20 protein-coding genes are annotated in these 23,981 nt (G+C 72.5%); 10 read left to right on the top strand and 10 right to left on the bottom strand.

Annotated features, from left to right (window positions below):
• From AB6N23_RS03405 to AB6N23_RS03420, 4 genes are all read right to left on the bottom strand, one after another.
• The coding region (locus AB6N23_RS03405) for a peptidase (protein WP_412864691.1) at positions 1 to 649 on the bottom strand (649 nt) is incomplete at its 3' end.
• 134 nt (positions 650 to 783) lie between these two features.
• Positions 784 to 2,571, bottom strand: a complete 1,788-nt coding sequence (locus tag AB6N23_RS03410; RefSeq protein WP_412864692.1) for a DUF4012 domain-containing protein — start codon at positions 2,569 to 2,571, stop codon at positions 784 to 786.
• A 171-nt stretch (positions 2,572 to 2,742) separates the two neighbouring features.
• Positions 2,743 to 4,101: an MFS transporter gene (locus AB6N23_RS03415; RefSeq protein WP_412864693.1), complete on the bottom strand. Its 1,359-nt coding sequence runs from the start codon at positions 4,099 to 4,101 to the stop codon at positions 2,743 to 2,745.
• A complete protein-coding gene (locus AB6N23_RS03420) occupies positions 4,098 to 4,550 on the bottom strand; it encodes a MarR family winged helix-turn-helix transcriptional regulator (protein WP_412864694.1) in 453 nt (150 codons plus the stop codon). The genes AB6N23_RS03415 and AB6N23_RS03420 overlap by 4 nt, the downstream gene beginning before the upstream one ends.
• Positions 4,551 to 4,640: 90 nt before the next feature.
• Between AB6N23_RS03420 and AB6N23_RS03425 the strand changes: the two genes are divergently transcribed.
• Positions 4,641 to 5,240 (top strand): CAP domain-containing protein, encoded by a 600-nt coding sequence (locus AB6N23_RS03425; RefSeq protein WP_412864695.1) that lies wholly within the window; start codon positions 4,641 to 4,643, stop codon positions 5,238 to 5,240.
• 48 nt (positions 5,241 to 5,288) lie between these two features.
• On the opposite strand, the gene AB6N23_RS03430 is transcribed toward AB6N23_RS03425, so the two are convergent.
• A complete protein-coding gene (locus AB6N23_RS03430) occupies positions 5,289 to 6,614 on the bottom strand; it encodes a UDP-glucose dehydrogenase family protein (protein WP_412864696.1) in 1,326 nt (441 codons plus the stop codon).
• 107 nt (positions 6,615 to 6,721) lie between these two features.
• On the opposite strand from AB6N23_RS03430, the gene AB6N23_RS03435 reads away from it, so the two are divergent.
• Both AB6N23_RS03435 and opgC read left to right on the top strand, forming a co-directional pair.
• Positions 6,722 to 7,183: a VanZ family protein gene (locus tag AB6N23_RS03435; protein ID WP_412864697.1), complete on the top strand. Its 462-nt coding sequence runs from the start codon at positions 6,722 to 6,724 to the stop codon at positions 7,181 to 7,183.
• Positions 7,184 to 7,244: 61 nt separating this feature from the next.
• The gene (opgC, locus tag AB6N23_RS03440; protein WP_412864698.1) at positions 7,245 to 8,411 is read left to right on the top strand and encodes an OpgC domain-containing protein; all 1,167 of its coding nucleotides are present in this window, start codon (positions 7,245 to 7,247) and stop codon (positions 8,409 to 8,411) included.
• A 584-nt stretch (positions 8,412 to 8,995) separates the two neighbouring features.
• Here the strand turns inward: opgC and AB6N23_RS03445 are convergent.
• Together AB6N23_RS03445 and AB6N23_RS03450 are read right to left on the bottom strand one after the other, a co-directional pair.
• Positions 8,996 to 10,486 carry an NCS2 family permease gene (locus AB6N23_RS03445; RefSeq protein ID WP_412864699.1) on the bottom strand — a complete coding sequence of 497 codons (1,491 nt, stop codon included), beginning with the start codon at positions 10,484 to 10,486 and terminating at the stop codon, positions 8,996 to 8,998.
• A 77-nt stretch (positions 10,487 to 10,563) separates the two neighbouring features.
• Complete coding sequence (locus AB6N23_RS03450) at positions 10,564 to 11,046, bottom strand: CAP domain-containing protein (RefSeq protein WP_412864700.1); 483 nt, start codon at positions 11,044 to 11,046, stop codon at positions 10,564 to 10,566.
• 101 nt (positions 11,047 to 11,147) lie between these two features.
• Between AB6N23_RS03450 and AB6N23_RS03455 the strand changes: the two genes are divergently transcribed.
• The 7 genes from AB6N23_RS03455 to AB6N23_RS03485 all read left to right on the top strand — a co-directional run bounded on the left by AB6N23_RS03455 (position 11,148) and on the right by AB6N23_RS03485 (position 20,186).
• Positions 11,148 to 12,704: a tyrosine-protein kinase domain-containing protein gene (locus tag AB6N23_RS03455; protein WP_412864701.1), complete on the top strand. Its 1,557-nt coding sequence runs from the start codon at positions 11,148 to 11,150 to the stop codon at positions 12,702 to 12,704.
• Positions 12,705 to 12,783: 79 nt separating this feature from the next.
• On the top strand, positions 12,784 to 14,595 hold the full coding sequence (locus AB6N23_RS03460) for a polysaccharide biosynthesis protein (protein WP_412864702.1): 1,812 nt from the start codon (positions 12,784 to 12,786) through the stop codon (positions 14,593 to 14,595).
• Positions 14,595 to 15,737, top strand: a complete 1,143-nt coding sequence (locus AB6N23_RS03465; RefSeq protein ID WP_412864703.1) for a DegT/DnrJ/EryC1/StrS family aminotransferase — start codon at positions 14,595 to 14,597, stop codon at positions 15,735 to 15,737. The genes AB6N23_RS03460 and AB6N23_RS03465 overlap by 1 nt, the downstream gene beginning before the upstream one ends.
• Positions 15,734 to 16,756 carry an ATP-grasp domain-containing protein gene (locus AB6N23_RS03470; RefSeq protein ID WP_412864704.1) on the top strand — a complete coding sequence of 341 codons (1,023 nt, stop codon included), beginning with the start codon at positions 15,734 to 15,736 and terminating at the stop codon, positions 16,754 to 16,756. Before AB6N23_RS03465 ends, AB6N23_RS03470 begins: the two co-directional genes overlap by 4 nt.
• Positions 16,753 to 17,883: a GNAT family N-acetyltransferase gene (locus AB6N23_RS03475; RefSeq protein ID WP_412864705.1), complete on the top strand. Its 1,131-nt coding sequence runs from the start codon at positions 16,753 to 16,755 to the stop codon at positions 17,881 to 17,883. Before AB6N23_RS03470 ends, AB6N23_RS03475 begins: the two co-directional genes overlap by 4 nt.
• Complete coding sequence (locus tag AB6N23_RS03480) at positions 17,880 to 18,770, top strand: 1-aminocyclopropane-1-carboxylate deaminase/D-cysteine desulfhydrase (RefSeq protein ID WP_412864706.1); 891 nt, start codon at positions 17,880 to 17,882, stop codon at positions 18,768 to 18,770. The genes AB6N23_RS03475 and AB6N23_RS03480 overlap by 4 nt, the downstream gene beginning before the upstream one ends.
• Before the next feature lie 210 nt (positions 18,771 to 18,980).
• Positions 18,981 to 20,186, top strand: coding sequence for an O-antigen ligase family protein (locus AB6N23_RS03485; RefSeq protein WP_412864707.1), 1,206 nt, complete (start codon positions 18,981 to 18,983; stop codon positions 20,184 to 20,186).
• 24 nt (positions 20,187 to 20,210) lie between these two features.
• On the opposite strand, the gene AB6N23_RS03490 is transcribed toward AB6N23_RS03485, so the two are convergent.
• The 3 genes from AB6N23_RS03490 to AB6N23_RS03500 all read right to left on the bottom strand — a co-directional run bounded on the left by AB6N23_RS03490 (position 20,211) and on the right by AB6N23_RS03500 (position 23,971).
• Entirely contained in the window at positions 20,211 to 21,506 is a 1,296-nt protein-coding gene (locus tag AB6N23_RS03490; protein WP_412864708.1) for a lipopolysaccharide biosynthesis protein, read from the bottom strand.
• Positions 21,503 to 22,597 carry a glycosyltransferase family 4 protein gene (locus AB6N23_RS03495; RefSeq protein ID WP_412864709.1) on the bottom strand — a complete coding sequence of 365 codons (1,095 nt, stop codon included), beginning with the start codon at positions 22,595 to 22,597 and terminating at the stop codon, positions 21,503 to 21,505. Before AB6N23_RS03495 ends, AB6N23_RS03490 begins: the two co-directional genes overlap by 4 nt.
• 99 nt (positions 22,598 to 22,696) lie before the next feature.
• Positions 22,697 to 23,971, bottom strand: a complete 1,275-nt coding sequence (locus AB6N23_RS03500) for a glycosyltransferase family 4 protein (protein ID WP_412864710.1) — start codon at positions 23,969 to 23,971, stop codon at positions 22,697 to 22,699.
• Positions 23,972 to 23,981: the final 10 nt, after the last annotated feature.

A 23,981-nucleotide genomic window follows, 5' to 3' on the forward strand; every position in this document is an offset into this window, starting at 1 on the left:
CGCCGGCGCCGAGGCCGACGAGCGCCGCGGCGGCCGCGGCGAGCAGACCGACCTGCGCACCGGTGGCCGCGAGGACCTCGGAGCGCTCGGCCGGGGCGGCGTCGACGGCCGAGAGGACGTCGCTGCGCGGCGGCGCCGTGAGGCACTGCGGCGACGACGGCGGGTAGGCGACCGTGACGGTGGTGGACGGGTTGACGTCGAAGCGGACGGTGACGTCGGGGCGGACCCAGTCGTACTCGTCGCCCTGCACCCACGTGCCGCCCTCGAGGCGCCAGCCGGGCCAGTCGGCGCCAGCGCCGTCGGCGCCGACGACCGCGCCGGGCCACAGGACGCTGCCGTCGAGCGGCTGGTCCGCGTAGACGACGTCGTCCCCGCCGGGGTTGACCCAGGTGACGTCGACGGTGCTGCTCGACGAGCCGACCGCGGTGAGCACGTAGCGCAGCCGCGGGACGTCCTCGTCGCACACCGGCGAGAGGGTGGTGACGACGATTTCGCAGGGCAGCGGTGCCCCGTAGTCGTCGACGCCGCGCTGGCAGTCGTCCGTCGGCGCCGGCGTCGGTGCCGGCACGGCGGAGGCGACGGACGGGGCGAGGCCGACCGACGCGAGGAGAAGGGCCGCCGCTGCAGCGGCCCGGACGGTGTGGCGCATGGCGACTCCCGACATCGATCCGGACATTTCGGAATCATCTTCGCGTCGGCATCGCCGGATGCGGTGGACCCGAACGGGTGATCCTGTCCGGTTCGTCCGATTTCACCCGCCGCCCGGTGCGACCGCCCGGCGCCTCACGGGCAGCGGAACGACGCCTCGCCGGGCGACGACACGGTCGGCGTGGTCCACACCGTGACGCCGCCGTCGTGCAGCGGCAGGTCGACGGCGACCTCCTGGCGGGCGCCGGGTGCCAGCACGGACGCCACCTGCTGCACGTCGCGCCCCGCCACGGTGCTGCCTGCCCCGCCGACCGGAGCGCCGTCGCGGCGCAGCGCCACCGGTCCCGCACCGACCGGCGACCACACCGAGACGGTCGTCGTGAGGGTGCCGAGGGGCACGCCGAGGTCGGGCGACCCGGCGATGTACCGCCCGAACGTGGCCACGTCCGCGGGCGGCCGGAAGTCGAGGGACAGCACGGCGGTGACGCGCGGCGACGGGCCGTCGCAGCGCGCGTCGCGGAACGTCACGGCGGTGGTGAGGTCGACGCCGAGCTTGCCCTGGCTGACGTCGTCGAGGAAGACGCCCGCCGCGCCGGCGAACGGCGGTGCGAGGAACCCGCCGCCGACGACCGTGCCGGCCAGCACCTCCTGCTCGTCGCCGTGGGCGGACCAGACGCGCACGCGCCGCTCGTCGACCGCGCCGGTGAGCGCGCCGACGAGGTCCTCGGTGCTGCCCCCTCCCGCACCGACCGCGGCGACGACGGACGACGCGACGTCGGCGAAGTACGCGTCGGCCTCGAGCGAGTGCGGGTACCGCAGGTACGCCTCGCGCAGCACGGCGCGCACGAACCCGTCGCCGGTGAGCGTGCCGCCGTCGGGGTCGGCGAGCGGGCCGACCGCCCCGACGAGCGCGCCGATGGCCACGGGGTCGGTCGCCACCACGCCGTCGACCGGACCGCCGACGTCCCGCTGCCAGCGCGCGGCGACGAGCTCCGCGGTGCGCGGGAAGTGCGGGGTCAGCGTCGAGTTCTGCACCCAGCGGCCGAGCCGGTCGGTGTGCGTGGCGAGCTCCTCGGCGGTGAGCGGCAGCACCGGGGTGTCGAGCGAGCGGAGCTGGTCGGTGCTGCGCTGGTCGACGACGGCCACGGCGCCGTCCTCGACGCGCACGGCCGTGATCGACCCGACGATGCCGCCGGCGGCGCGCAGCTCCGCGGAGTTGAGGGCGAGGACGAGGTACGTGCGCGGCCCGTCGGCGCCGAGCAGGCCGGGCAGCAGCGCGAGGCCGCGCGCGGCGGGGCCGAGGGACGCGTCGGCGCGCGCCACGGTGCGCTGCGCCTCGCGCACGGGGTCGGCGAGCGGCCCGACGAGCCGGTCGGGGTCGAGCGCGTCGAGGCGGTCGCGGGCCGCGGCGGTGGTCGCCGCGGCCGTGCGCAGGGCCTCCGCGCCGCGGCTGACGGCGGCGACGTCGACGCGCCCGTCGGGTCCGCGCAGGCCGTCGTCGAGGACGGCGCCGAGCGCGTCGACGGCGGGCAGGGCGTCGCGCACCAGGTCGTCGACGGCCGTGGCGACGACCCGGACGGCGGTGAGCTGGTCGCCGGCCCACGGGACGACCTCGGCGGCGCGCCACACCGGGTCGGACGCCGCGTCGCGCGCGCGGGACGTGTGCGCGCGCAGCCCCTCGAGGTCGGCGGCGACGGTGCCGGCGGCGCGCGGGTCGACCTCGACGCCGGCGAGCCCGGCGCGGGCGTCCTGGAGCGCGGTCGCCGCCTGCCACACGCGGAACGCGACCCACGCCGCGGCCAGCACCAGCAGCACGGCGACGACGGCGACGACGCGCGCCACCACCGGGCCGACGCGGCGGCGCGGGGCGGGCGGCGTCGGCGCGGGCGCGGGGGGCGCCGTCGTCGCCGGTGGGTGCGTCACGGCGTCGATGCTGACAGAACGGACGTTCCGGGCACCGGGACCCGGCGGGGTTTCACCCGCACGCTCACCCGCTCCCGGCCGTCCGGGCCCCACCCCCGCGACCCGCGCGCCCGGCGGGCGTCACACCTCGCGGGCCGTCACACCCCGCGGGCCGTCGGGCCCCGCGAACCGTCAGGCCGCGTGCTGCCGGTCCGCCGCCTCCTGCGCCCCGACGCGCGCGGGCGCCGTCGTCGCGCGCCGCTCCCCCGCCGCGGTCGCGTCGGCCACCGGCAGCCCGAGGTGGACGACCTCGAGGTGGGGCCGGCTCGTCACGTGGTAGCGGACGCGCACGTTCCAGTGCGAGCGGGCCCACCAGGCGGCGCCGACCGAGACGAGCAGGGCGCTGATCGACCCGACGCCGATGGACCACCGCGCGCCGAACGTCTCGCCGATCCAGCCGACGATGGGCGACCCGACGGGCGTCGCACCGAGGAACACCATCATGTAGAGCGCCATGACGCGCCCGCGCATGGCGGGGTCGGTGCTCATCTGGATCGCGGAGTTGGCGGCCGTCATCATCGTGAGCGACGCGAGCCCCACGGGGATGCAGGCGAGCGCGAAGGTGACGTACGTCGGCATCAGGGCCATGACGCCCGTCGTGACGCCGAACGCGAAGGCCGCGCCGATGACGAGCCGCACGCGCGGCCGCTCCCGCCGGGCGGCGAGCAGCGCCCCGGTCAGGGACCCGATGGCCAGGACCGACCCGAGGATGCCGTACTCCTGCGCGCCGCGGCCGAACTCGAGGCGGGCCATGAGCGCGCTCGTCAGCTGGAAGTTGAGGCCGAACGTCGAGACCACGCCGACGACGACCATGATCACGAGGATGTCCGAGCGGTTGCGCACGTAGGCGACGCCCTCGCGGATCTGCCCCTTGGCGCGCTTGGCGTGCGGCATCGGGTACAGGTCGGCGCGGCGCATGAGGGTGAGCGAGACGATCGTCGCCGCGAACGTGACGGCGTTGATGACGAACACCCAGCCGGTGCCGACGGCCGCGATGAGCAGGCCGGCGACGCCGGGGCCGACCAGGCGGGCGGCGTTGAACGACGCGCTGTTGAGGCCGACGGCGTTGGACAGGCGCCGCGCGGGCACGAGCTCCGCGACGAACGTCTGGCGCACGGGGCCGTCGACCGCGGTGACGCAGCCGAGCAGGCCGGCGAACACGTAGACGTGCCACAGCTCCGCGCGCCCGCTGAGCACGAGCACGCCGAGCCCGGCGGCGAGCACGCCCTGCAGCACCTGCGTGAGCACGAGGAGCTTGCGGCGGTCGAACCGGTCGGCGAGCAGGCCGGCCCACGCGGACAGCACGAGGGTGGGGCCGAACTGGAGCGCGGTGGTGATGCCGACGGCGACGCCCGAGTCGGACGTCAGCTGGGTGAGGACGAGCCAGTCCTGGGCGACGCGCTGCATCCACGTGCCGACGTTGGCGACGAGGGCGCCGGCGAACCACAGGCGGTAGTTGCGGAACGAGAGGGACGAGAAGGTGGCGCTCACGAGGCGGCGATCCTCCGGAGGATCTCGGCGGCGTGGACGAGGGCGGTGCGCTCGTCGTCGGTGAGGTCGGCGAGGCGGGCGGAGAGCCAGGCGTCGCGGCGGCGGCGGGTCTCGACGACCTCTGCCCGTCCCGCCTCGGTGAGGGTCACGACCACCTGGCGGCCGTCGGTCGGGTGCTCCTCCTTGCGGACGAGCCCCCGCTCGACGAGGCAGTTGACGGTGCGCGTCATCGCCGGCGGCTGGATGCGCTCGACGTCCGCGAGCCCACCGGGCGACATCGGGCCCTCGCGCACGAGGATCGCGAGCACGTTGAACTGCGGGTCGGAGAGGCCGGCCTCGCCCCGCTCCCCCTTGATGCGGCGCGTCGCGCGGCCGAGGGAGACGCGCAGCTCGGCCGCGAGCGCGAGGTCGGCGGCCGCGGTCGCGGGGGCGTCGGAGGTCGTGGTCACAGGTCATTACCCTACATCATTACCTCAGGAAAAGGTCGGGTGGGTGGCGGGTGATCCGGTGGCCCGCGGCACACGTGGCAGCATGCCCAGGTGCCCGACGACGCCCGCGACGTCCCCGCCGACGTCCCCCACGCCCCCGCACCGGCGCCCGGCCGGCGCGCGCCCGTGCCCGGGGCCGCGGTCGCGCTGCTCGCCGTCGCCGCGGTGCTCGGCGTCGGTGCCGTCGTCGCGACGCTGGGACCGGGCGGCGGTGCGGGTGCCCCCGGCACCGGTCCGGACGCGCCGACCGCCACCAGCCCGGCCGTCGTCGACCTGAGCCGCGTCGCCCCCGACGACTACGCGCGCGACCTGCTCGCCGCCACCACCGCGGAGCGCGAGGCCGCCGGCCTGCCCGCGTGGGGCGAGGCGACGTGCGCGGCCGACGCCGCCGCCGCGCGCGCGGCCGACCTGGTCGGGCAGGACCTCGAGCACGCCCCGCTGGACGACGTGCTGGCGGCGTGCGCGCCGCGCAGCGTCGCCGCGGAGAACCTCAGCCGGGCGGCCGTCGACCCGGCGGACGTCGCGACGGCGTGGATGGGCTCGCCGGGCCACCGCGCGAACGTGGTGGACCCCGGGCTCGAGGACGCCGTCACGGCGTGCGTGCGCGACGGCGAGCAGATGCTCTGCACGCTGGTGCTCGTCGGGCCGTAGGCCCGGCACGCCGGCCTGCGTGGCCGGGCTGTGCGGCCGCGCTGTGCGTCAGGGGCGCCCGAGCGCCCGGTACGTGAACCCGGCGGCGCGCCACGCGCGCGGGTCGAGGACGTTGCGCCCGTCGACGATCGCACGCTGCGCGACGACGGCACCCAGGTCCTCGGGGAGGAGGTCGCGGTACTCGGCCCACTCGGTGGCGAGCACGACGACGTCGGCGTCCTGCGCGGCCTCGAGCGCCGTGGCGGCGTACTTGAGGTCCGGCCACTTGGCGCGCGCGTTCTCGACGGCCTGCGGGTCGGTGACGGTGACGTGCGCGCCCTGCAGCTGCATCTGCGCGGCGACCGAGAGGGCCGGCGAGTCGCGGACGTCGTCGCTGTCGGGCTTGAACGCGGCACCGAGCACGGCGACGCGGCGACCGACGATCGAGCCGGCGCAGACCTCGCGGGCCAGGTCGACCATGCGCACGCGGCGGCGCATGTTGATGGAGTCGACCTCGCGCAGGAACGACAGCGCCTGGTCGACGCCGAGCTCGCCGGCGCGGGCCATGAACGCGCGGATGTCCTTGGGCAGGCAGCCGCCGCCGAAGCCGAGGCCGGCGTTGAGGAACCGGCGGCCGATGCGCGCGTCGTAGCCGATGGCGTCGGCGAGGCGGGTGACGTCGGCGCCCGTGGCCTCGCAGAGCTCGGCCATCGCGTTGATGAACGAGATCTTGGTGGCGAGGAACGAGTTGGCGGCGACCTTGACGAGCTGCGCGGTCGCGTAGTCGGTGGTGACGAGCGGCGTGCCCTCAGCGAGCGGGGTCGCGTACACCTCGTCGAGCACGGCGTGGGCCCGCTCGCCGTCGGGCGTCGGGTTGCCCTCGTCGTCCGTCGGCAGGCCGTAGACGAGCCGGTCGGGGTGCAGCGTGTCCTTGACGGCGAAGCCCTCGCGCAGGAACTCGGGGTTCCACACGAGCGTCGCGCCCGTGGGGGCGAGCCGCGCCGCGAGCGCCTCGGCGGTGCCGACGGGCACGGTCGACTTGCCGGCGACGACGTCCCCCGGCGCGACGTGCGGCAGCAGCGCGTCGAACGCGGCGTCCACGTAGGACAGGTCGGCGCGGAACTCGCCGTGCTTCTGCGGCGTCCCGACGCACAGGAAGTGCACCTGCGCGCCCGCGGCGTCGGCCATGTCGGTGCTGAACCGCAGGCGGCCCGTGCTGCCGACCTCGGCGAGCAGCTCGGGCAGGCCCGGCTCGTAGAACGGCGCGGTGCCGGCGGCCAGGCGGGCGACCTTGTCGGCGTCGACGTCGATGCCGGCGACGTCGTGCCCGAGCGACGCCATGCTCGCGGCGTGGACCGCGCCGAGGTAGCCGCAGCCGATGACCGAGATGCGCACGGGTGCTCCGCCTGTCGTCGAGGGGTGGGTCGCGCCGACTCTATCCAGGGGCCGCGCCGGTGCCACGGCTGAACCCGCCGACCGGGTGAGCCGGGCATGCTGGGCCGGTGCCCGCCTCCGTCGACTCCTCCCCCGCGCCGTCGCTCGTGCCCGACCGGGTGCGCCGGCGCGTCGTCATCCCCGCGCTCGTCGTCTACCTCGCGGTGGTCGCGGCCGTCACGATGACGCCGGGGCGCGCGCACGACGGGTCGCTCGGCGTGGTGCGTACCGTGCTCGCGTGGCTGGCGGAGCGCGGTGTGCCGCTGGGCTTCGAGCTCGTCGAGGCGGTGGCCAACGTCGTCATGTTCGTGCCGTTCGGCGTGCTCGTCGGGCTGCTGCTGGGGCTGCGGCGCTGGTGGGCGGTGCTGCTGCTGGCGCTCGCGACGACCGTGACGATCGAGACGGTGCAGCGCGTGCTGCCGGACCGGTTCTCCACCGTCCAGGACGTCGTGATGAACACGCTCGGCGGGGCGATCGGCGTCGCGCTGCTGGCCTGGTGGGCGGCGCGGCGGCGGGACGTCGCCGGCTGACAGGCGGCCACGCAGCAAGATCACCCGCGGGAAACGGACGAACCGCCTATACCGTCGCAGGATGGCACAGGGGGGAACCGGCCGGCTCGCGGCGATCGACGTCGTCCGCGGGTTCTGCATCGTCAGCATGGTCACCGGGCACCTCGCGCCGCAGAGCACGGTCAGCTACGCGCTGCACCAGGTGCCGGCGTTCGACGGCGCGTCGGGGTTCGTGCTGCTGTCCGGGCTGGTGCTCGGCATCGTGCAGAGCCGGCGCCTGACGACGCACGGGCTCGCCGCGGTGGAGCGCAAGAGCGCCCGGCGCATCGGCGTCATCTACGTCGCGCAGGTGTCGCTGGGACTGCTGGCGCTCGCCGTCGCGGCCGTCGCGACGACCGAGCACCGCAACGTGCACCCGGCGGGGACGTCGACGGCCGAGGCCGTGTGGCGGGTGCTGACGCTGCAGGCGGCACCGCCGGCGGGCAGCGTGCTGCGCCTGTACGTCGTGCTGCTGGCGCTCGCGATGCTCGCGTACGTGCTGCTGGCGCGCGGGCGGTGGGTGGCGGTGCTGGCCGGGTCGGCCGCGCTGTACGGCGTCGGGTACCTGGTGCCGCAGGTGACGTCGTTCCGCAGCTACTCCGGCGAGCTCGGCGCGAACTGGGCGACGTGGCAGCTGCTGCTGGTCGTGGCGCTGGTGGTCGGGTGGCACTGGGCGCCCGCCCGGATCGGCGAGCGGCTGCTGGCCCGTCCGCTGCTCGTGACCGCGGTGACCGGCGCGCTGGTCGCGGCCGCGTGGGCGGGCGAGCGCGTGGCGCCGGCGCTGTACGACAAGACGATGTTCGGCCCCGCGCGGGTGCTCAACGCGTTCGCGGTGGTGACGCTGCTGTTCGTGGTGGTGTCGCGGCTGCTCGAGGTGCTGCCGCGGGCGGCCTTTCGGCCCATCGAGGTCATCGGCACGCGGAGCCTGGACTCGTACGTCATCCAGGCGGGCGTCGCGGTGGTCGTGCCGAGCTTCGTCGTCGGGTGGACGGACGTCGCGCTCGGGGTGGCGCTGGCGACGCTGGCGCTGTGCTGGGGCTGGGCGGAGCTGCGCCGGTGGAGGCCGTGGGCGCGGGACGCGGTGCCCGTGGCGCCGCGGCCGGTCGACGTGGCGCCGGAAGTCGTCGCCGTCGGGGCGGACGCCGTGGTGCCGCTGGAGCCCGTCAGCCGGCCGCACGAGGAGGTGCGGCCGGCTGACGGTCGGGGCTGACGGACGGTCGGGACAGATGCCGGGCAGCGGCGCAGATGGAGTCGCGCGGTCACCGCGCGAACATCGAGGACCCCGCGCTCGAGGACCGCGACGTGGCCGCCACTCGCACACGGCCCACACAGGGCCGCGCGCGACAAGGAAGGGCGTCACATGTGGAAGGGCACGTCACGCGCTCAGCTTGCGCCGAGAGCGCCCGCGTCGCAGCACCCACCAGCTCGCGGCACCTGACGCGACTCCGATGGCCACCGCGTGGAGGAGTGACGGCCTTCCCACCATGGACAGGGCCATGAAGAGCACGACAGCCAGCAGGAGAGTGAGCAGCAACCACGCCAGCACCATCGCCACTGCTCTCACCGGTCACTCTCCCCAAGCCAGGCTCGTACTGCCGTTACCAGCCATCGTCACCTTACGGTGAAGGGCAGTGGTACCTGAACGGCTCGCCACCGCGCAGGACGTCGTGGTCAACACGCTCAGCGGAGCGGTCGGCGTCGCGGTGCTCGCGTGGGCGCTGCCGCGGCTGGGACGCACGCGGCCCGGGTCCGCGAGTGCGGACCCGGGCCGGGTGGGCGACGCGCGATAGGGCGTCAGATGCCGACGGCATCCTGGATGGGGCCGAGCGCGAAGTAGACGACGAAGGCGGCCGCCGCCACCCACATCAGCGGGTGCACCTGGCGGGCCTTGCCGAGCGCGATCTTGAGCACGACGAAGGCGATGAAGCCGGCGCCGATGCCCGTGGTGATCGAGTACGTGAACGGCATGAGCGCGAGCGTGAGGAACGCGGGGATCGCGATCTCGGGCGACTTCCAGTCGAGGCCGGCGACCTGCGTGACCATGAGGAAGCCGACGACGACGAGCACGGGCGCGGCGGCCTCGGACGGGACCATCGCGACGAGCGGCGACAGGAACGTCGAGAGCAGGAACGCGATGCCGGTGACGACGGACGCGAGGCCCGTGCGGGCGCCCTCGGCGACGCCGGACGTCGACTCGACGTAGGCGGTGTTGGAGGACACCGAGCCCATGCCGCCGGCGACGGCGCCGAGCGAGTCGACGAGCAGGATCTGCTGCGAGCGGGGCGGGTTGCCGCCCTCGTCCAGCAGGCCGGCCTCGGAGCCGACGGCGACCATCGTGCCCATCGTGTCGAAGAAGTCGGCCAGCAGGATCGCGAAGACGAGCAGCGCGACCGCCAGGAGGCCGATCTTGCCGACGGCGCCGAACAGCGAGAACTGACCGAGCAGCGACAGGTCCGGCACGGACGCGACCGCGTCCGGCAGCGCGGGCACGTTCTGGTGCCAGCCAGTCGGGTTCTCGCCCTGCGCCGAGTCGCCGACCTTCGCGACGGCCTCGACGATCACCGCGAGCACGGTGGTGGAGATGACCGCGATGAGCAGGCCGCCGCGCACGCGCCGCGCCATGAGCACGATCGCGAGGAAGAGCCCGACGACGAAGACGAGCGACGGCCACCCGGCGAGCGAGCCGCCGATGCCGAGCTCGAGCGGCGTGCCGCCGCCCTGCCGCACGAAGCCGGCGTTGACGAAGCCGATGAGCGCGATGAACAGGCCGATGCCGACGCCGATCGCGACCTTGAGCTCGCGCGGGACGGCACGGAACACGGCCGTGCGGAACCCGGTCAGCACCAGCACGGTGATGATCAGGCCCTCGAGCACGACGACGCCCATGGCGTCCGCCCACGACACGTCCGGCAGCGACGCGATGGTGAACGCGACGACGGCGTTCAGGCCGAGGCCCGCGGCGAGCGCCAGCGGGAAGTTCGCCACGAGGCCCATCAGCACGGACAGCACGCCCGCGACCAGCGCGGTCGCCGCCGCGATGAGCGGCAGGTTGCTGCCGTCGCCCGGGCCGCCGCCGAGGAACTCGCCGGTGCCGTCCGGCACGAAGCCGAGGATGAGCGGGTTCAACACGATGATGTAGCTCATCGTGAAGAACGTGACGAGGCCGCCACGGACCTCGGTGCCGATAGTGGAGCCGCGCTCGGAGATCTTGAAGAAGCGGTCGACCGCGTTGCGGGGGGCTGCGGTGGTCTCGGCCGGCTTCTCCTCGGGGGGAGTGGTCGCCATGGGGCGCAGTGTGGCAGAGGCGTGTTACGAGGAAGGTCGGCGTCCGTCGCGCGGGCGTCGGCGGTGGTCCGGCCGGCTCATGGCCCGAGGAACACCTGCGAGCAGAGCAGCGCGTCGGCGTCCGGGACGCAGGCAACGCCGATCTGCGTGAGGTCGGGGTCGAGCAGGTTGTCGCGGTGCCCGGGCGAGCCGAGCCACGCCTCGACGACCTCGTTCGCGGGCGCGCCCGCGCGGCTCAGGTTCTCGGCCGCCTTGGCAGCGGGTGTGCAGTCGCGGATGACGCCGTCGAGCGGTGCGTGCGTCAGGTCCGGCTCCCCGACGAGGTCGCGGGCCCGCCGCTCGGCCGCCTCCCGCGCGCACGGGGAGACCTGCAGCGGCGGGAGGTCCTCGTCGGCGCGAGCCGCGTTCGTGCTCGTGACGACGTACGCGGCATAGGCCTCGACGTCGTCGTAACCGTCGATGGTCGACGTGCTCGCAGGCGCCGGCGCCTGGGCGCATCCGGAGGTCAGCAGGAGCGCGACGACGGCCACGGCGAGGCCGCGGCGGGAAGGACGGGGCACCCGCCCATGGTCCCAGAACGAGCGCGAGCAGCGGCGCGTGAGACGATGTGCCGCCGTACGAGCAGTGTGGCGTCTCGCCACCGAACCGGGGGGTTCAGCACGTGGAGTTCCAGGACTACCTGTCCATCGTCCGCAAGCGATGGCTGTCCATCCTGCTCATCACGGTGCTCGGCGTCGCCGCGGCGGCCGCAGCGACACTTGCCGCCACCCCGATGTACCAGGCGCACGCGCAGGTGTACGTGTCGGTGCGGAACACCGGGTCCACCAGCGACCTTCTCCAGGGCAGCAACTTCACGCAGCGGCAGGTCAGCTCGTACGCCGAGCTCGCCACGACGCCGCGCGTGCTCGTGCCGGTCATCGAGCACCTCGAGCTGCCGACCACGCCCGACGCCCTGGCGAGCTCAATCTCGGCGTCGGCTCCGCTGGACAGCTCCCTGATCGACATCCGCGTGACGAGCGCGGACCCGCGCACCGCGAGCGACGTCGCCAACTCGACCGCAGAGAGCCTGGCCACGGAGGTCGGCGACATCGAGCGCCCCGAGGGCGGGACGTCGCCGGTGCAGATCAGCACCGTCCGCAACGCGGCCCCGCCGGAGTCGCCGTCGTCCCCCAGCACCACCCGCAACCTCGCCCTCGGCCTGCTGGTCGGTCTGGCCCTCGGCTTCGGCATCGCCGTGCTCCGCGAGCTGCTGGACACGCGCGTGCGCAGCGAGGACGACGTCGCGGCCGTCACCGACGTGTCGGTGATAGCCACGGTGCCCGTCGACGAGGACGCGCGAGAGCACCCGCTGATCGTCCAGTCGAACCCGCACGGCCAGCGCTCCGAGTCTCTGCGCCGGCTGCGCACCAACCTGCAGTTCCTGGACGTCGCCGGCGGGCCTCAGGTCTTCGTCGTGACGTCGGCCCTCCCGGGTGAGGGCAAGTCGACGACGACGATCAACCTGGCGATCACGCTCGCCGACGCCGGCTCGCGCGTCGCCCTGGTCGACGCGGACCTCCGGCGACCGTCGGTCGGCAAGTACATGGGGCTCGAGGCCTCCGTCGGTCTCACCACCGTCCTGATCGGCCGCGCGTCCGTGGACGACGTCATGCAGCCGTGGGGCACCGGCGCCCTGCACGTCCTGCCCTCCGGGCAGGTGCCGCCGAACCCGAGCGAGCTGCTCGGTTCGCGTGCGATGGCCCAGCTGCTCAAGGACCTCACCGCCAAGTACGACGTCGTGCTCATCGACACCCCGCCGCTGCTTCCCGTCACGGACGCCGCGATCCTCGCGCGCCTGACCAGCGGTGCCCTGCTCGTGGTGGGCGCCGACAAGCTGCACCGCAACCAGCTGCGGGAGTCGGTCGGCGCGCTCGAGACGGTGGGCGCGCGCATCCTCGGCATCGTGCTCAACCGCCTCGAGCGCAAGCAGAGCGAGGCCTACGCCTATTACGACTACGCGCCCACCACAACGGGCGACAATGGCACAAACGCGACAGGTCGGGCAGCCTCCGCCACCACCGGAAAGGTTCCCGTCGCGCATGCACGGCCGAGCCGCAAGCGGACCGCGCGCCGGACCACCCGCCCGCCGGTCACAAATGTGGTCAATTCGCTCGATGACGTCCTGGGCGACCAGACGGCCGCTACCGGTAACCGGTGGCCGGGGCCGCCGCGCGCCTGACGGCGAGCTGTCGGGCGGTCAGGGAGCGGCAGAATCTGCCCTACCCTGGGAGTGACGCATGTCATTCGGGGGGAAATCGATGGAGCAGAAAGCGGCGCGCCGCCGGTACGAGAAGAGCCGGTGGTCGTGGGCTGCGGTGGACAGCGGGGTCTGGTTCGCCGCCGTCTATCTCGCCACGTGGCTGAGATTCGACTTCGATCTGGGTGATTTTTCCGCTCGCACCGCGGGATTCGCGTTCGCGGCCATGGCGCTGCACGTCGCGATCGGCGCGCTGCTCGGCCCGTACGCGGTCGGCCACGTGCGCGGGTCCTTCGAGGAGTCCGTCGACCTCGCCCGGACCGTCGTACCGGTCACCGGCGCGCTGCTGCTCTGGGCGCTGCTGGCCGACCCGATTATCGTGCCCCGCAGCGTGCCGGTGATCGCCGGCGCGCTCGCTCTCGCGGCGATGTTCGCCGCACGGTTCGTGGTGCGCAGCTGGCGAAGCCGCCGTCGGGCACCGCGCGACGCACAGCGGCGCGTCATCATCTTCGGCGCGGGCGACGCAGGCCGTCGCCTGGTGCGCGAGATGCTGCAGGACCCCCGCAGCGGGTACTTCCCCGTCGCGCTGCTCGACGACGACCGGCACAAGCGGCGGCTGCCCGTCGAGACGATGAAGGTCCGGGGCGACCGGTCCCTCATCACCCAGGTCGCGCGTGAGACCGACGCGAGCGCGCTCGTCATCGCCATCCCTCAGGCGGACGGCGCCGTGATCCGCGAGCTGTCCGGCCTGGCCGCCGAGGCGCAGCTCGACGTGCTCACCCTCCCGCCGCTGGCCGACATCATCGACGGTCGCGTGAGCACACAGGACCTGCGCGACCTCGACCTCCAGGACCTGCTGGGTCGGCGCGCGATCAGCATGGACACGACCGCGATCGCCGACCAGATCTCGGGCCGCAACGTCCTCGTAACCGGTGCGGGTGGCTCGATCGGGTCCGAGCTGTGCCGGCAGATCGCCCGGTTCGGCCCGGGCAAGCTGTACCTGCTCGACCGCGACGAGTCGGCGCTGCAGGAGACGCAGGTGAGCCTGACCGGGCAGGGCCTGCTCGACAGCGACGACGTCCTGCTCGCCGACATCCGTGACCCCGGCGCGCTGCGCGACGTCTTCGCCGCTGCGAAGCCCGACATCGTCTTCCACGCCGCGGCGCTCAAGCACCTGCCGCTGCTCGAGTCGTTCCCGCTCGAGGCATGGAAGACGAACGTGCTCGGGACCCTCAACGTCCTGGAGGCGGCGGCGCACGCCGGTGTGCAGACGTTTGTCAACATCTCGACCGACAAGGCCGCGCGGCCGACCTCCGTGCTCGGGTACAGCAAGCGCGTCACCGAGCGACTCACGGCCCACTTCGCGACGACACAGCCGGGCCGCTACGTGTCGGTCCGGTTCGGCAACGTCCTGGGGTCCCGAGGTTCGGTCCTGCACGTCTTCCGCTCGCAGATCGAGGCCGGCGGCCCGATCACGGTTACGCACCCCGACGTCGAGCGCTACTTCATGCTCATCCCCGAGGCGTGCCAGCTCGTGCTGGAGGCGGCCAGCATCGGCAGCGACGGCGAGGTGATGGTGCTCGACATGGGCCAGCAGGTGAAGATCGCTGACGTGGCCCGCACGCTCATCCGGATGTCCGGCCGTCGCGACGTCGACATCCAGTTCAGCGGGCTGCGGCCCGGCGAGAAGCTCGGCGAGGAGCTGTTCGCGCCGAACGAGGACCGCCGCACGACGCGCAACGCGCTCGTGACGTCGGTGGACGTGCCGCTCCTCGAGCCGGTTCGCGTGCGAACCTCGCAGCACGCCGACGGCGAGTCGGCGAAGCGCTGGATGCAGGACGAGGCTCACGTGTCGCTGGGCGTGGAGGTCTGATGGCCCGGATCCACCTGTCGAAGGCGGACGTCACCGAGCTCGAGGAGAAGTACGTCCTCGAGGCGCTCCGTTCCGGCTGGGTCGCGCCGCTGGGCCCGGAGGTCGACGCCTTCGAGCGCGAGGTGGCGGAGCGCGTCGGCGTGCGGCACGCGCTCGCGCTGTCGTCCGGGACGGCTGCGCTGCACCTGGCGCTGCTGGAGCTCGGCGCCGGCCCCGGCACGGCCGTGGTGCTGCCCACGATGACGTTCGCGGCCTCCGCGAACGCCGTCATGTACACCGGGGCTGAGCCCGTCTTCGTCGACGCCGGACCCGACGGCAACGTCGACCCGGCGCTGATGCTCGAGGCCGTGGACGCCCTGCGCCGCGAGGGCACCGTCGTCGCGGCCGCCATGACGGTCGACCTCTTCGGGCGGTGCGTCGAGTACGACGAGCTCGTCGACGCGCTCGCCGAGCGCGGTGTGCCGCTCGTCGAGGACGCGGCCGAGGCCCTGGGCGCCTCCTACCGCGGGCGCGCGGCCGGCTCGTTCGGCCGTGCTGCCGCCTTGTCGTTCAACGGCAACAAGATCATGACGACGTCGGGCGGCGGCATGCTGCTCAGCGACGACACCGAGCTGATCGAGCGCGCCCGCTACCTGTCGACGCAGGCGCGCCAGCCGGTCGCCCACTACGAGCACACCGAGGTCGGCTACAACTACCGGCTCTCGAACATCTTGGCGGCACTCGGGCGGGCGCAGCTCAGCCGGCTCGACGACATGATCACGCGACGCCGGCAGATCCGCAGTCGATACGCGGCCGCACTTGCACCGGTGCCGGGCGTCGCCTTCCTGGGACGGGACGAGGACCGCGGCGACACCGACGACAATTGCTGGCTCACCTGCCTCGTGCTCGACCCCGATGCCGTACCCGTCAGCGTGGACGCTGTAGTGACGCGCCTCAACGCCGCCGAGATCGAGGCGCGGCACCTTTGGAAACCCATGCACCTGCAGCCCGTCTTCGCCGGGCGGCGCACGTGGACGACCGGCACGTCCGAGCGGCTGTTCCGCACCGGGTTGGCCGTTCCCAGCGGCTCGGGGCTGACGGAGGAAGACGTCGCGCGTGCCACCACGCAGGTCGTCGCCGCGCTACGGGGAGCCGACGCGTGACGGTGCCGCGCTCGTCCCCGAACGTGCTCATTAGCTCGGCCGGTCGGCGGAACTACCTCGTCTCGTGGTTCCGTGAGGCGACCCGTCGCGCCGGCGGCCGCACCGTCGTCGCCGACGCCGACCCGTACGCGCCGGCCCGCGCCGACGCGGACGCATTCGCCGCACTGCCCCCGATCACGAGCGACGAGTACGGACCTGCATTCGCCCAGGTGTGCGCCAAGCACGAGATCGGCCTCGCGATCAGCGTGAACGATCACGAGCTCGCGCACTGGTCGACGATGGACCGGACCGAAATTGCTGCGGCCGGCACGCTGGTGCTGGCCCTCGACGCCTCCGCGCAGCGGCTCGCGGAGGACAAGCTGGTCATGGCGCGCGAGCTGTCCTCCCGCGGCGTCCCGGTTCCCACGACCGTCTCGGGCGCGGACGCCGGTGGCGCGGCGACCGATGTGGTGATCAAGTCGCGCTTCGGGAGCGGATCCGACCTGATCGCCTTCTCGGCGCCGACGAGCGCGGCAGACGAGGCGTCGCGCTTGTCCGCACGTGCTCGCGACCGACTCAACCGGCGCGTCGACGACCCGCGGGCGGCACTCGACGCGCTCGTGGTACAGGAGCGGAAGGTCGGCCAGGAGTACGGCGTCGACGTCGTCAACGACCTCGACGGCGAGTTCGTCGGCGTGCTCGCCCGGCGCAAGATCCGGATGCGGGGGGGCGAGACGGACCAGGCGGAGACCGTGGATCCGACGCGCTTCGTCGCGCTCGCGCGAGCGTTGTCGCGGACACTGCGGCACCGTGGGCTCATCGACTGCGACGTCATCGAAGCCGGTGACGGCTCGCTCTGGCTCATCGACGTCAACCCGCGCTTCGGCGGCGGCTACCCGTTCAACCACGTCGCCGGCGCCGACGTCCCGTCGCTCTACCTCCACTGGCTGACGTCGACGGCACCGGCCTCGCACCTGCTCGACTACGCCCCCGGGGTGGTGGCGTCCAAGCACGTCGACATCGCGGTCGTGGCCCGGTGACGGCTTCGGGCGCTGCCGCGCGCGTCGCTCGGCTCGCCTCGCGCAAGCGCGTCGTCGACACCGCGATCGTCCTCGCCACTGCGCCGCTCACGGCTCCCGTCGCGCTGGCGACTGCCGTCGCCGTGCGGGTGCGACTTGGCTCGCCGGTGCTCTTCCGCCAAGAACGGGCGGGGCTGCACGGCCGCACCTTCGCCGTGCTGAAGTTCCGGTCGATGACAAACGCCCGGGACGCGTCCGGCCGTTTGCTGCCCGACGACGAGCGCCTCACGCCGTTCGGCCGGCTCCTGCGCCGAACGAGCCTCGACGAGCTGCCGCAGCTGCTCAACGTGCTGCGGGGCGACATGTCGCTGGTCGGGCCGCGCCCGCTGCTGCCGCGCTACATCTCGCACTACACGGCCGAGGAGTCACGCCGCCACCACGTGCGCCCGGGCCTGACCGGTCTCGCCCAGGTGTCGGGCCGCAACGGCCTCGGCTGGGACGAGCGGCTCGCGCTCGACGTCCGGTACGTGGAGACCGCGTCCGTGCGCGGCGACCTCCTCATCCTGGCGCGCACGGTCCGGGAGGCGGTTCGCGGCTCGGGCGTGACGACGACCGCGGGCCACACGGGGGAACCGCTCGACGTCGAGCGCTCGTACCCCGTCGTCGACGGGGTCTCCCTCCGTCGCTTCGCGGCCCGTGACATCCCGACGCGCGTGCGGTGGATGAACGACCCTGCGACGCGGCGGCACATGCGCCTTCCGAACGAGGTGACCGAGGCGACGACCCAGCGCTGGTTCGCTCAGGCGTTCCGGGACCCGTCGCGCCGCGACTGGGTGGCCTACGAGGTCGCGACGGGTGCCACGGTGGCCATGCTAGGACTGCGGCAGCCGGAGCCGGATGCACTGCCGGAGCTCTACATGTTCGTGGACCCGGGCCGCCTGGGGGCCGGCCTCGGCAGCCGCAGCCTCAGGGTGCTGCTGCAGTGGGTCTCGGAGTCGAGGGCCTACGCCGGTTGCACGCTCTCCACCGCCGCGGACAACCTCGCCGCGCACCGCCTGTACCAGCGCGCCGGCTTCCGGACGGTCGCCACCGACCCTGACGGGCGCACACACATGCGAATCGACTTCTCCGTCGGAGGCACCACATGATCGACGGAACGGACAGCCCTGTTCAGCATCTGCGCCGGCTGAGCGCCGAGCTCGGCGTCGAGCTCCTCGCAAAGCGCGACGACCTGCTCCCCTTCCCACTCGGTGGCAACAAGGTCCGCAAGCTCACCGCGGAACTAGCCTCGCTCGATGCAGCGCCCGATCTCGTCATCTCCAACGGGGCCATCGCCTCGAACCACTGCCGCACGCTGGCACTCCTGGCCGCCGAACACGGCTTCCGGAGCCACCTCGTGCTCCACGGCGACCGCGACGGCGAGACACGTGCGCTCGCGCTGCTCGACGCAACAGGGGCGACGTATGACGTGGTGAGCGATCCGGCGGACATCGCCCCGACCATCGACGCGCGGCACGCGAAGGCCGCAGCCCGGGGCGACCGCGTCCACGTCGTCGCCGGCGGGTGTCACACTCGGGCCGGTGCGATCGCCTACCGCGACGCGGCGGTCGCCGTGATCTCGGCTCACCGGCCGGCGTGGGTGGTCGTCGCCTCTGGTACCGGCGCCACGCACGGCGGCATCGCCGCCGGAGCCGCGCAACTCGCGGACCGTCCGAGGGTCGTCGGTGTGTCCGTCGGCCGGATCGCGGAGCGCGGCACGGCCGCCGTTGCGGAGGCGGCGCGGTGGGCCGGGGCCGACGTGGACGTCGACTTCCGCGACGCGTACCTCGACGGCGGCTACGGACGGCACACCGCCGCGACCGCGTCGGTGGTGGCCCTCGGCTGGAAGAACGGGCTCCCGCTCGACCACACGTACACGGGCAAGGCCATGGCGGGACTGCGCGACATGGTCGGCACGGGTGAGATCGCGCCGGGGGCCCGTGTCTTGTTCTGGCACACGGGCGGACTGGCGAACTACCTGTTGGAGGGCGGGTGATGAAGACGGGAGGGAAGATCGGCTGGCCCCTGCCCACGCGGTCACAGGCCTTGCTCGCAGGAGTTTCGGCACTCACGGGGAACGACGTCGATGGGTCATCCGTGACGAGGGGTCGACATGCAAGGATCAACTAGGCGACACAGAACACGACCGGAAGCCACGGACCCGCGACGACCCTCCAGTCCGGTGCAAGCCGTTGGGCCTGTGCTCTTGGCGCTTCTCATCAACGCTGGGCAGTTGAAGGCCACACCACTACTCGCCTGGGTTCCCGTCGATCTCACGCTACTGCTAGGCGTAGCGGTAGCGGCCTGGGCCTCACTGCTTCTCTTCACTCGACCCACGCGGCTGAACTCATCAGCACCTTTCTTTGTCCTTCTGCTCGCTTTTTCCGTCGCATCGTTCGACGCGCCCGGAAGCGATTACGGGCGCACCAAGGTCCTTACACTGTTCACCGTCACGGCGGTCTTGATGCTTAGCCCCTTCGTGCTCTTCAGGGAGAGGTCACACCTGGACTACTTCTTCTCGGCCACGTTGGGCATCGCTTCCATTGCAGCGGTGCTCACCATCACCAACCCGGCTTCCGTGGCGGATTACTCCACGCGAGTGACGTTCGACGGCACGAACACCATCGGGGCGGCACGCGTTCTCGGAGCGGGAATTGTCGTGTGCGTGATTCGCGCCGTCTGGTCCACAACCACAGTGCGCAGGCGCCTTACTTACGGCGCCCTCACGCCCGTCCTCCTGTGGGGCCTGCTGAGTACCGGATCCCGTGGCCCCTTCATAGCGACCGCACTCGCAGTGCTCGCCGTGTGCGCGGTTGCGTTGGCGACGCGGCGTAGCAACGGCTGGATGATCGCAGTCCTTACGGCCGTGATCTTCGGAGGGGCAGCCATAGCAGAACGCGCTTCGACCGACGGCACATCCCGCATCTTTGGCTTCTTCGAAGGGACTCGGGACACGTCCACACGAGCGAGAAACGAGCTCTGGCGCGGCACCGCAGAAGCGATCCCAGATCACCCGCTCGGCGTGGGGGTCGGAAGTTTCTCGGACACCCAAGTGCTGTGGGGCACATATACCTATCCGCATAACGTCATCCTAGAAGTCTTCGCCGAGGCGGGATGGACTACTGGCATCCTCCTTTGCTTGATCGTCGCCATCGGCACCGTACGCAGCATCCGCGGAGCCAACGTCGCTGGTGATTTCCTGACACTCGGTCTGCTCGTCTTCGCTCTGGTGAACGCCATGGTCTCGGGAGACATCAACAGCAACCGGCTCGTGTGGGTGATGTTGGCCATCGCGATGATGGGACCGCGAGGAGGACACCTCCGCGCTCAAGCACCGGAGTCCCGGCTCGGCGGCGCTCGAACGCAGCGCCACCCGCCCGTGGTGCACCGTGGTGCGAACCCGAGCATCTGATGGCAGTCGCGCCAAGGTGGCCGATCAGCCTCGAGGATCGGTCATGGCGACCGGCGTCGGCTCTCCGCCACGGGCGGCGGTCAGGCTCAACAAGAACAGCGCCAGGTACGCCGCCACGTTGACTAGCGTGAGCACAGCTATGCACCACCGGAAGTCGATGTCGAGGACCATGCACATAACGACGACGGAGATGGTGGCGACCGCTCGCGCAGCATCCCAGGCGAGCTGGGCAACCTGGCGCTCGAGGAGGGTCAAGGTCCTCGATATCGGGACGATCGCGAACTGCGCAAGATACGTCAGGACGACGATCTGGGCGTACACCCCCGACTCGCGCCACTCGTCGCCGAATATCGTGCCGAACAGGACCGGCGAGGCGACGAGGACCAGCACCGTCGGCACGATGCCGATCAGGGCCATCCGGCCCGCGAACCTCGTGAGGAGCGGCGCAAGCCCACCCGATTGGCGTCTGATCCGCTCGGAGAACGTCGCCTCGAAGTACTGGCTCGTGGCGTCCACGACGATGCCCACGGGCGATGCCAGCACCCGCAGGGTCAGCGCGTAGAAACCGATCAGCACGTCCCCGTACGCGGAGATCAGCAGGATCACCGGCATCTGCAGGCCCAGGGAGTTCACAAGCCGCGACCACGTGTTGACGAGGGGGAAGCGCCGGTACCGGCGCGCCGCCGTCGCGAGCCTCGACCACCCCTCCCGCAACGGGAGGTCACCCACCGCGCGGCCTCCGACCGTCGCCAGACTCGCCACTCGGGCGGCAGCGAGGCTGAGCAGGAGCCCAAGCGGCACCACGCCCAGCAGACCGAGCGCGACGCTCGTCAGGGCCTGCCCAACACCCATGGCAGCGTTCCGCCCGGCGAGCGACCCGTACTGCTTCCTGCGCACCAACCAGGACGACAACTGCGCCTGCACGCCGACGAGCGTCACTGTGAGCGGGATCAACCACCAGTAGTCGACAAGCACGTCGCTGCCCAGCACGTCGCTCCAGACGTGCCGGCCGGCGTAGGCCACGACGCCGAGGAGAGTCCCGAACGACAGGGAGCTCACGAGACCGAGAAGGACGAGCGCGGCGGCGTCCGCCCTCTCGCTCGGAAGAACGATCGCGCGCTCCCAGCTGAGGCTCACCACCCCGGTCAAGGTCGCGACCACCGCCGTAACCAGGGCGAAGGCGCCGAAGTCGGCAGGCGCGTACAGCCGCGTCAGGACGGGCGAGACCGCGAGCACAAGACCCTGACCCAGCAGGCTGCCCAGGAGGATGCGCGAGACGGGCTTGCGCAATGCCGCCCGGAGGTGGCTGACGATGCTCAACGGCGGACGAGACTCTCGTAGAGGTCGACGAGCGCCGACGCCTCCGAGCCCCAGTTGTACCGGGTCTCGGCGAGCCTGCGGGCGTTCGTCGAGTGCCGCTCGAGCAGCTCCGGCTCCTCCTCGTACCGGCGCAACGCCCGGGCCACCGCGTCCGGGTCCTCCGGATCCACTAGCAGCCCGCAGTCACCGTCCCTGACGATCGCACGCCAGGCCGGGAAGTCGGACGCGATCACCGGCATGCCGGCGGCGAAGTACTCGAACATCTTGGTTGGCAGCGACTCGACGTAGGCAGGTGTGGCACGAAGCAGCACCAGTCCGATGCGCGCCCGCGCCATCTCTCCGCGCGCCACCGCGGGCGCGAGCGGCCCGACGATGGTCGCGGGCTGCACCCCGCCCGCAGCGATCGCCTCGTCCCGCATCGCCGACCCGATGGGGCCCACGACCCGGACCTCCCACCCCTCCGGGAAGGACGGGGCGCTCGGCAGCGACGCCATCGTCCGCAGGCCGCGGTTCCACCCGAGGGACCCGACGTACAGCGCCACGCGGGCACGCTGCGCGATCGGCGTCAGCTCCTGCTCCGCCGCCAACAGGGGCGGGTAGTTGTGGATGACCGTGACCTTCTCGGGCGGGAACCGTTCGGCGACCGACTCCGTCGCAGCTACCACGCGGTCGGCGTACCGCGCGGTCCGGACCAGCAGACGAGCCAGCACGATCGCCCCGGTGCGCCGCCAACCCGTCAGGTACGCCTTGGTCCTGACCTGCTGGGGCAGGTCCTCGTGGGCGTCGTAGACCACTTTCCTGCCGAGTGCGCGGAAGAGCGGGATCGCCCAGATGAGCTCTGGGTCGTGCAGATGAACGACGTCGCTGCGCGTGCGGACCGCCCGGAGCACCGCCTGCGGCGCACCCAGCAGCAGACGCCGAGCCCGGGAGCGTCGGGGTATCTGCATGACGCGCGTCGACCCGCGGTAAGAATCCACGTCGCTGGCGACAGCGACGAGCGTGACGTCGAAGCCGGCGGCCGCGAGGCTCTCGCACTCGCGGTAGTGGATGCGGTTGTCGATCCACGGGTGCGCCGAGCTGACGTGCACCACGCGTCTCCCGCGAGCCGGGTAAGCGCTGCGGTCATTGGTGTTCATGCGGTCTCCGACATGTGGTCCGGTCCTCAGCTCGCGCGGTGCCGACGGAGCTCGTCACGAGGCCGACGTCCTCGACGACTCGAGCACGCGATCGAGCGCCTTCGCCAGCCGCGCAGCGAGCGCTTGGTAGGAGTACTGCTCGGTCACGAACGCTCGTCCCCGCTCACCCATGAGGCGCCGCTCGTCGTCGGACGCGCGAACCATCGCGACCATGGCATGCGCCACCGCGTCCGCGTCGTCGGCGGCGACGGTGGTCCCGGCGCCGGCGTCGCTCACGGGATCGTTCATCGCGTTGCTGGCAAGAATGATCGGGCGCGCGGCGAGGAAGTAGTCGTACAACTTGTTCAGGCTGATCCCGAAGCGGTACACCGGCCGGTCCCTCAGGTTCGCGACCAGGCAATCGGCCTCACCCGCACGCGCGTTCACCGCGGCGCGCGGGATGCGGTCCTCGAACCGGATGCGGTCTCCGTGGGCGAGGTCCGCGGCAGAGCGCCGGAGCGCGTCCTTCTCCGGACCGCTGCCCACCAACCGGAAGCTGAGATCGGTGCCGGGCAGCAGGGCGCACGCACGGTCGAAGGCGGTCAGGAGCGTATCCAGCGCGTTGGCACGACCGTGCGACCCGAGGTACATGAACGTGAAGGGGCCCGGACCCGCGGTGCCGGCCGGGTGACCGACCTCCACCAGCGGCACCTCCGTGCCGTTGGGAATCCACTCGAATGGCGTCGGGACGCCGTTCTCCTCGAGGTAGCGGCCGACGCCCGGTAACGGGGAGATCACCATCGCGGCGCGCCGTGCAAGGAAGAGCGAGAGTCGCTTGATCGCGCGCGCGGCGACGCTCGATTCCTTCATCGCCCCAAGGTCCACCAGCGTCTCGGGCCACACGTCGCGTATCTCGAATACGAACGGCACCCGATGGCGGCGTGCCAGGCGGTACCCCGCCCAGGCGGCCAGCAGGTGGACCGTACTGCCGATGACGACGTCGGGGCGCCCCAGCCGGCGCGTGCTGCCGGGGATAAGGACGCCCACCGCGAACACCACCATGCCGAGCACCCGCATGGCGGACCCCGACACGTACGAGTTGGACCAGATCCAGAGGCAGTCGACGCCGTCCTCCACCTGCCGCCTGGTCAGACGCGTGCCGGAAAACGCCTGCTGCCCCGTGGGGTGCACCGTGGTCGACCCGATGACGGTGGCCGTCCAGCCCCTGGCACCGAGCCACCTGGCCATCGAATAGTGCCGCCCCCCACCACCCGACTTGTGGGGTGCCGAGGCGAAATGGTTGACGATCCAGACGCGGTGCGACGCCGACGCGCTCAAGCCTGCGCTCACGCCGCCACCC

Source organism: Cellulomonas pasadenensis, assembly GCF_047229365.1.
GTDB lineage: Bacteria > Actinomycetota > Actinomycetes > Actinomycetales > Cellulomonadaceae > Cellulomonas.

What these genes read in the sequence shown, in the direction of transcription:
- opgC (WP_412864698.1), top strand. Translation starts at nt 7,245, where the DNA reads ATGGCACAGGGGGGAACCGGCCGGCTCGCGGCGATCGACGTCGTCCGC.
- AB6N23_RS03460 (WP_412864702.1), top strand. Translation starts at nt 12,784, where the DNA reads ATGGAGCAGAAAGCGGCGCGCCGCCGGTACGAGAAGAGCCGGTGGTCG.
- AB6N23_RS03445 (WP_412864699.1), bottom strand. Translation starts at nt 10,486, where the DNA reads ATGGCGACCACTCCCCCCGAGGAGAAGCCGGCCGAGACCACCGCAGCC.
- AB6N23_RS03465 (WP_412864703.1), top strand. Translation starts at nt 14,595, where the DNA reads ATGGCCCGGATCCACCTGTCGAAGGCGGACGTCACCGAGCTCGAGGAG.
- AB6N23_RS03480 (WP_412864706.1), top strand. Translation starts at nt 17,880, where the DNA reads ATGATCGACGGAACGGACAGCCCTGTTCAGCATCTGCGCCGGCTGAGC.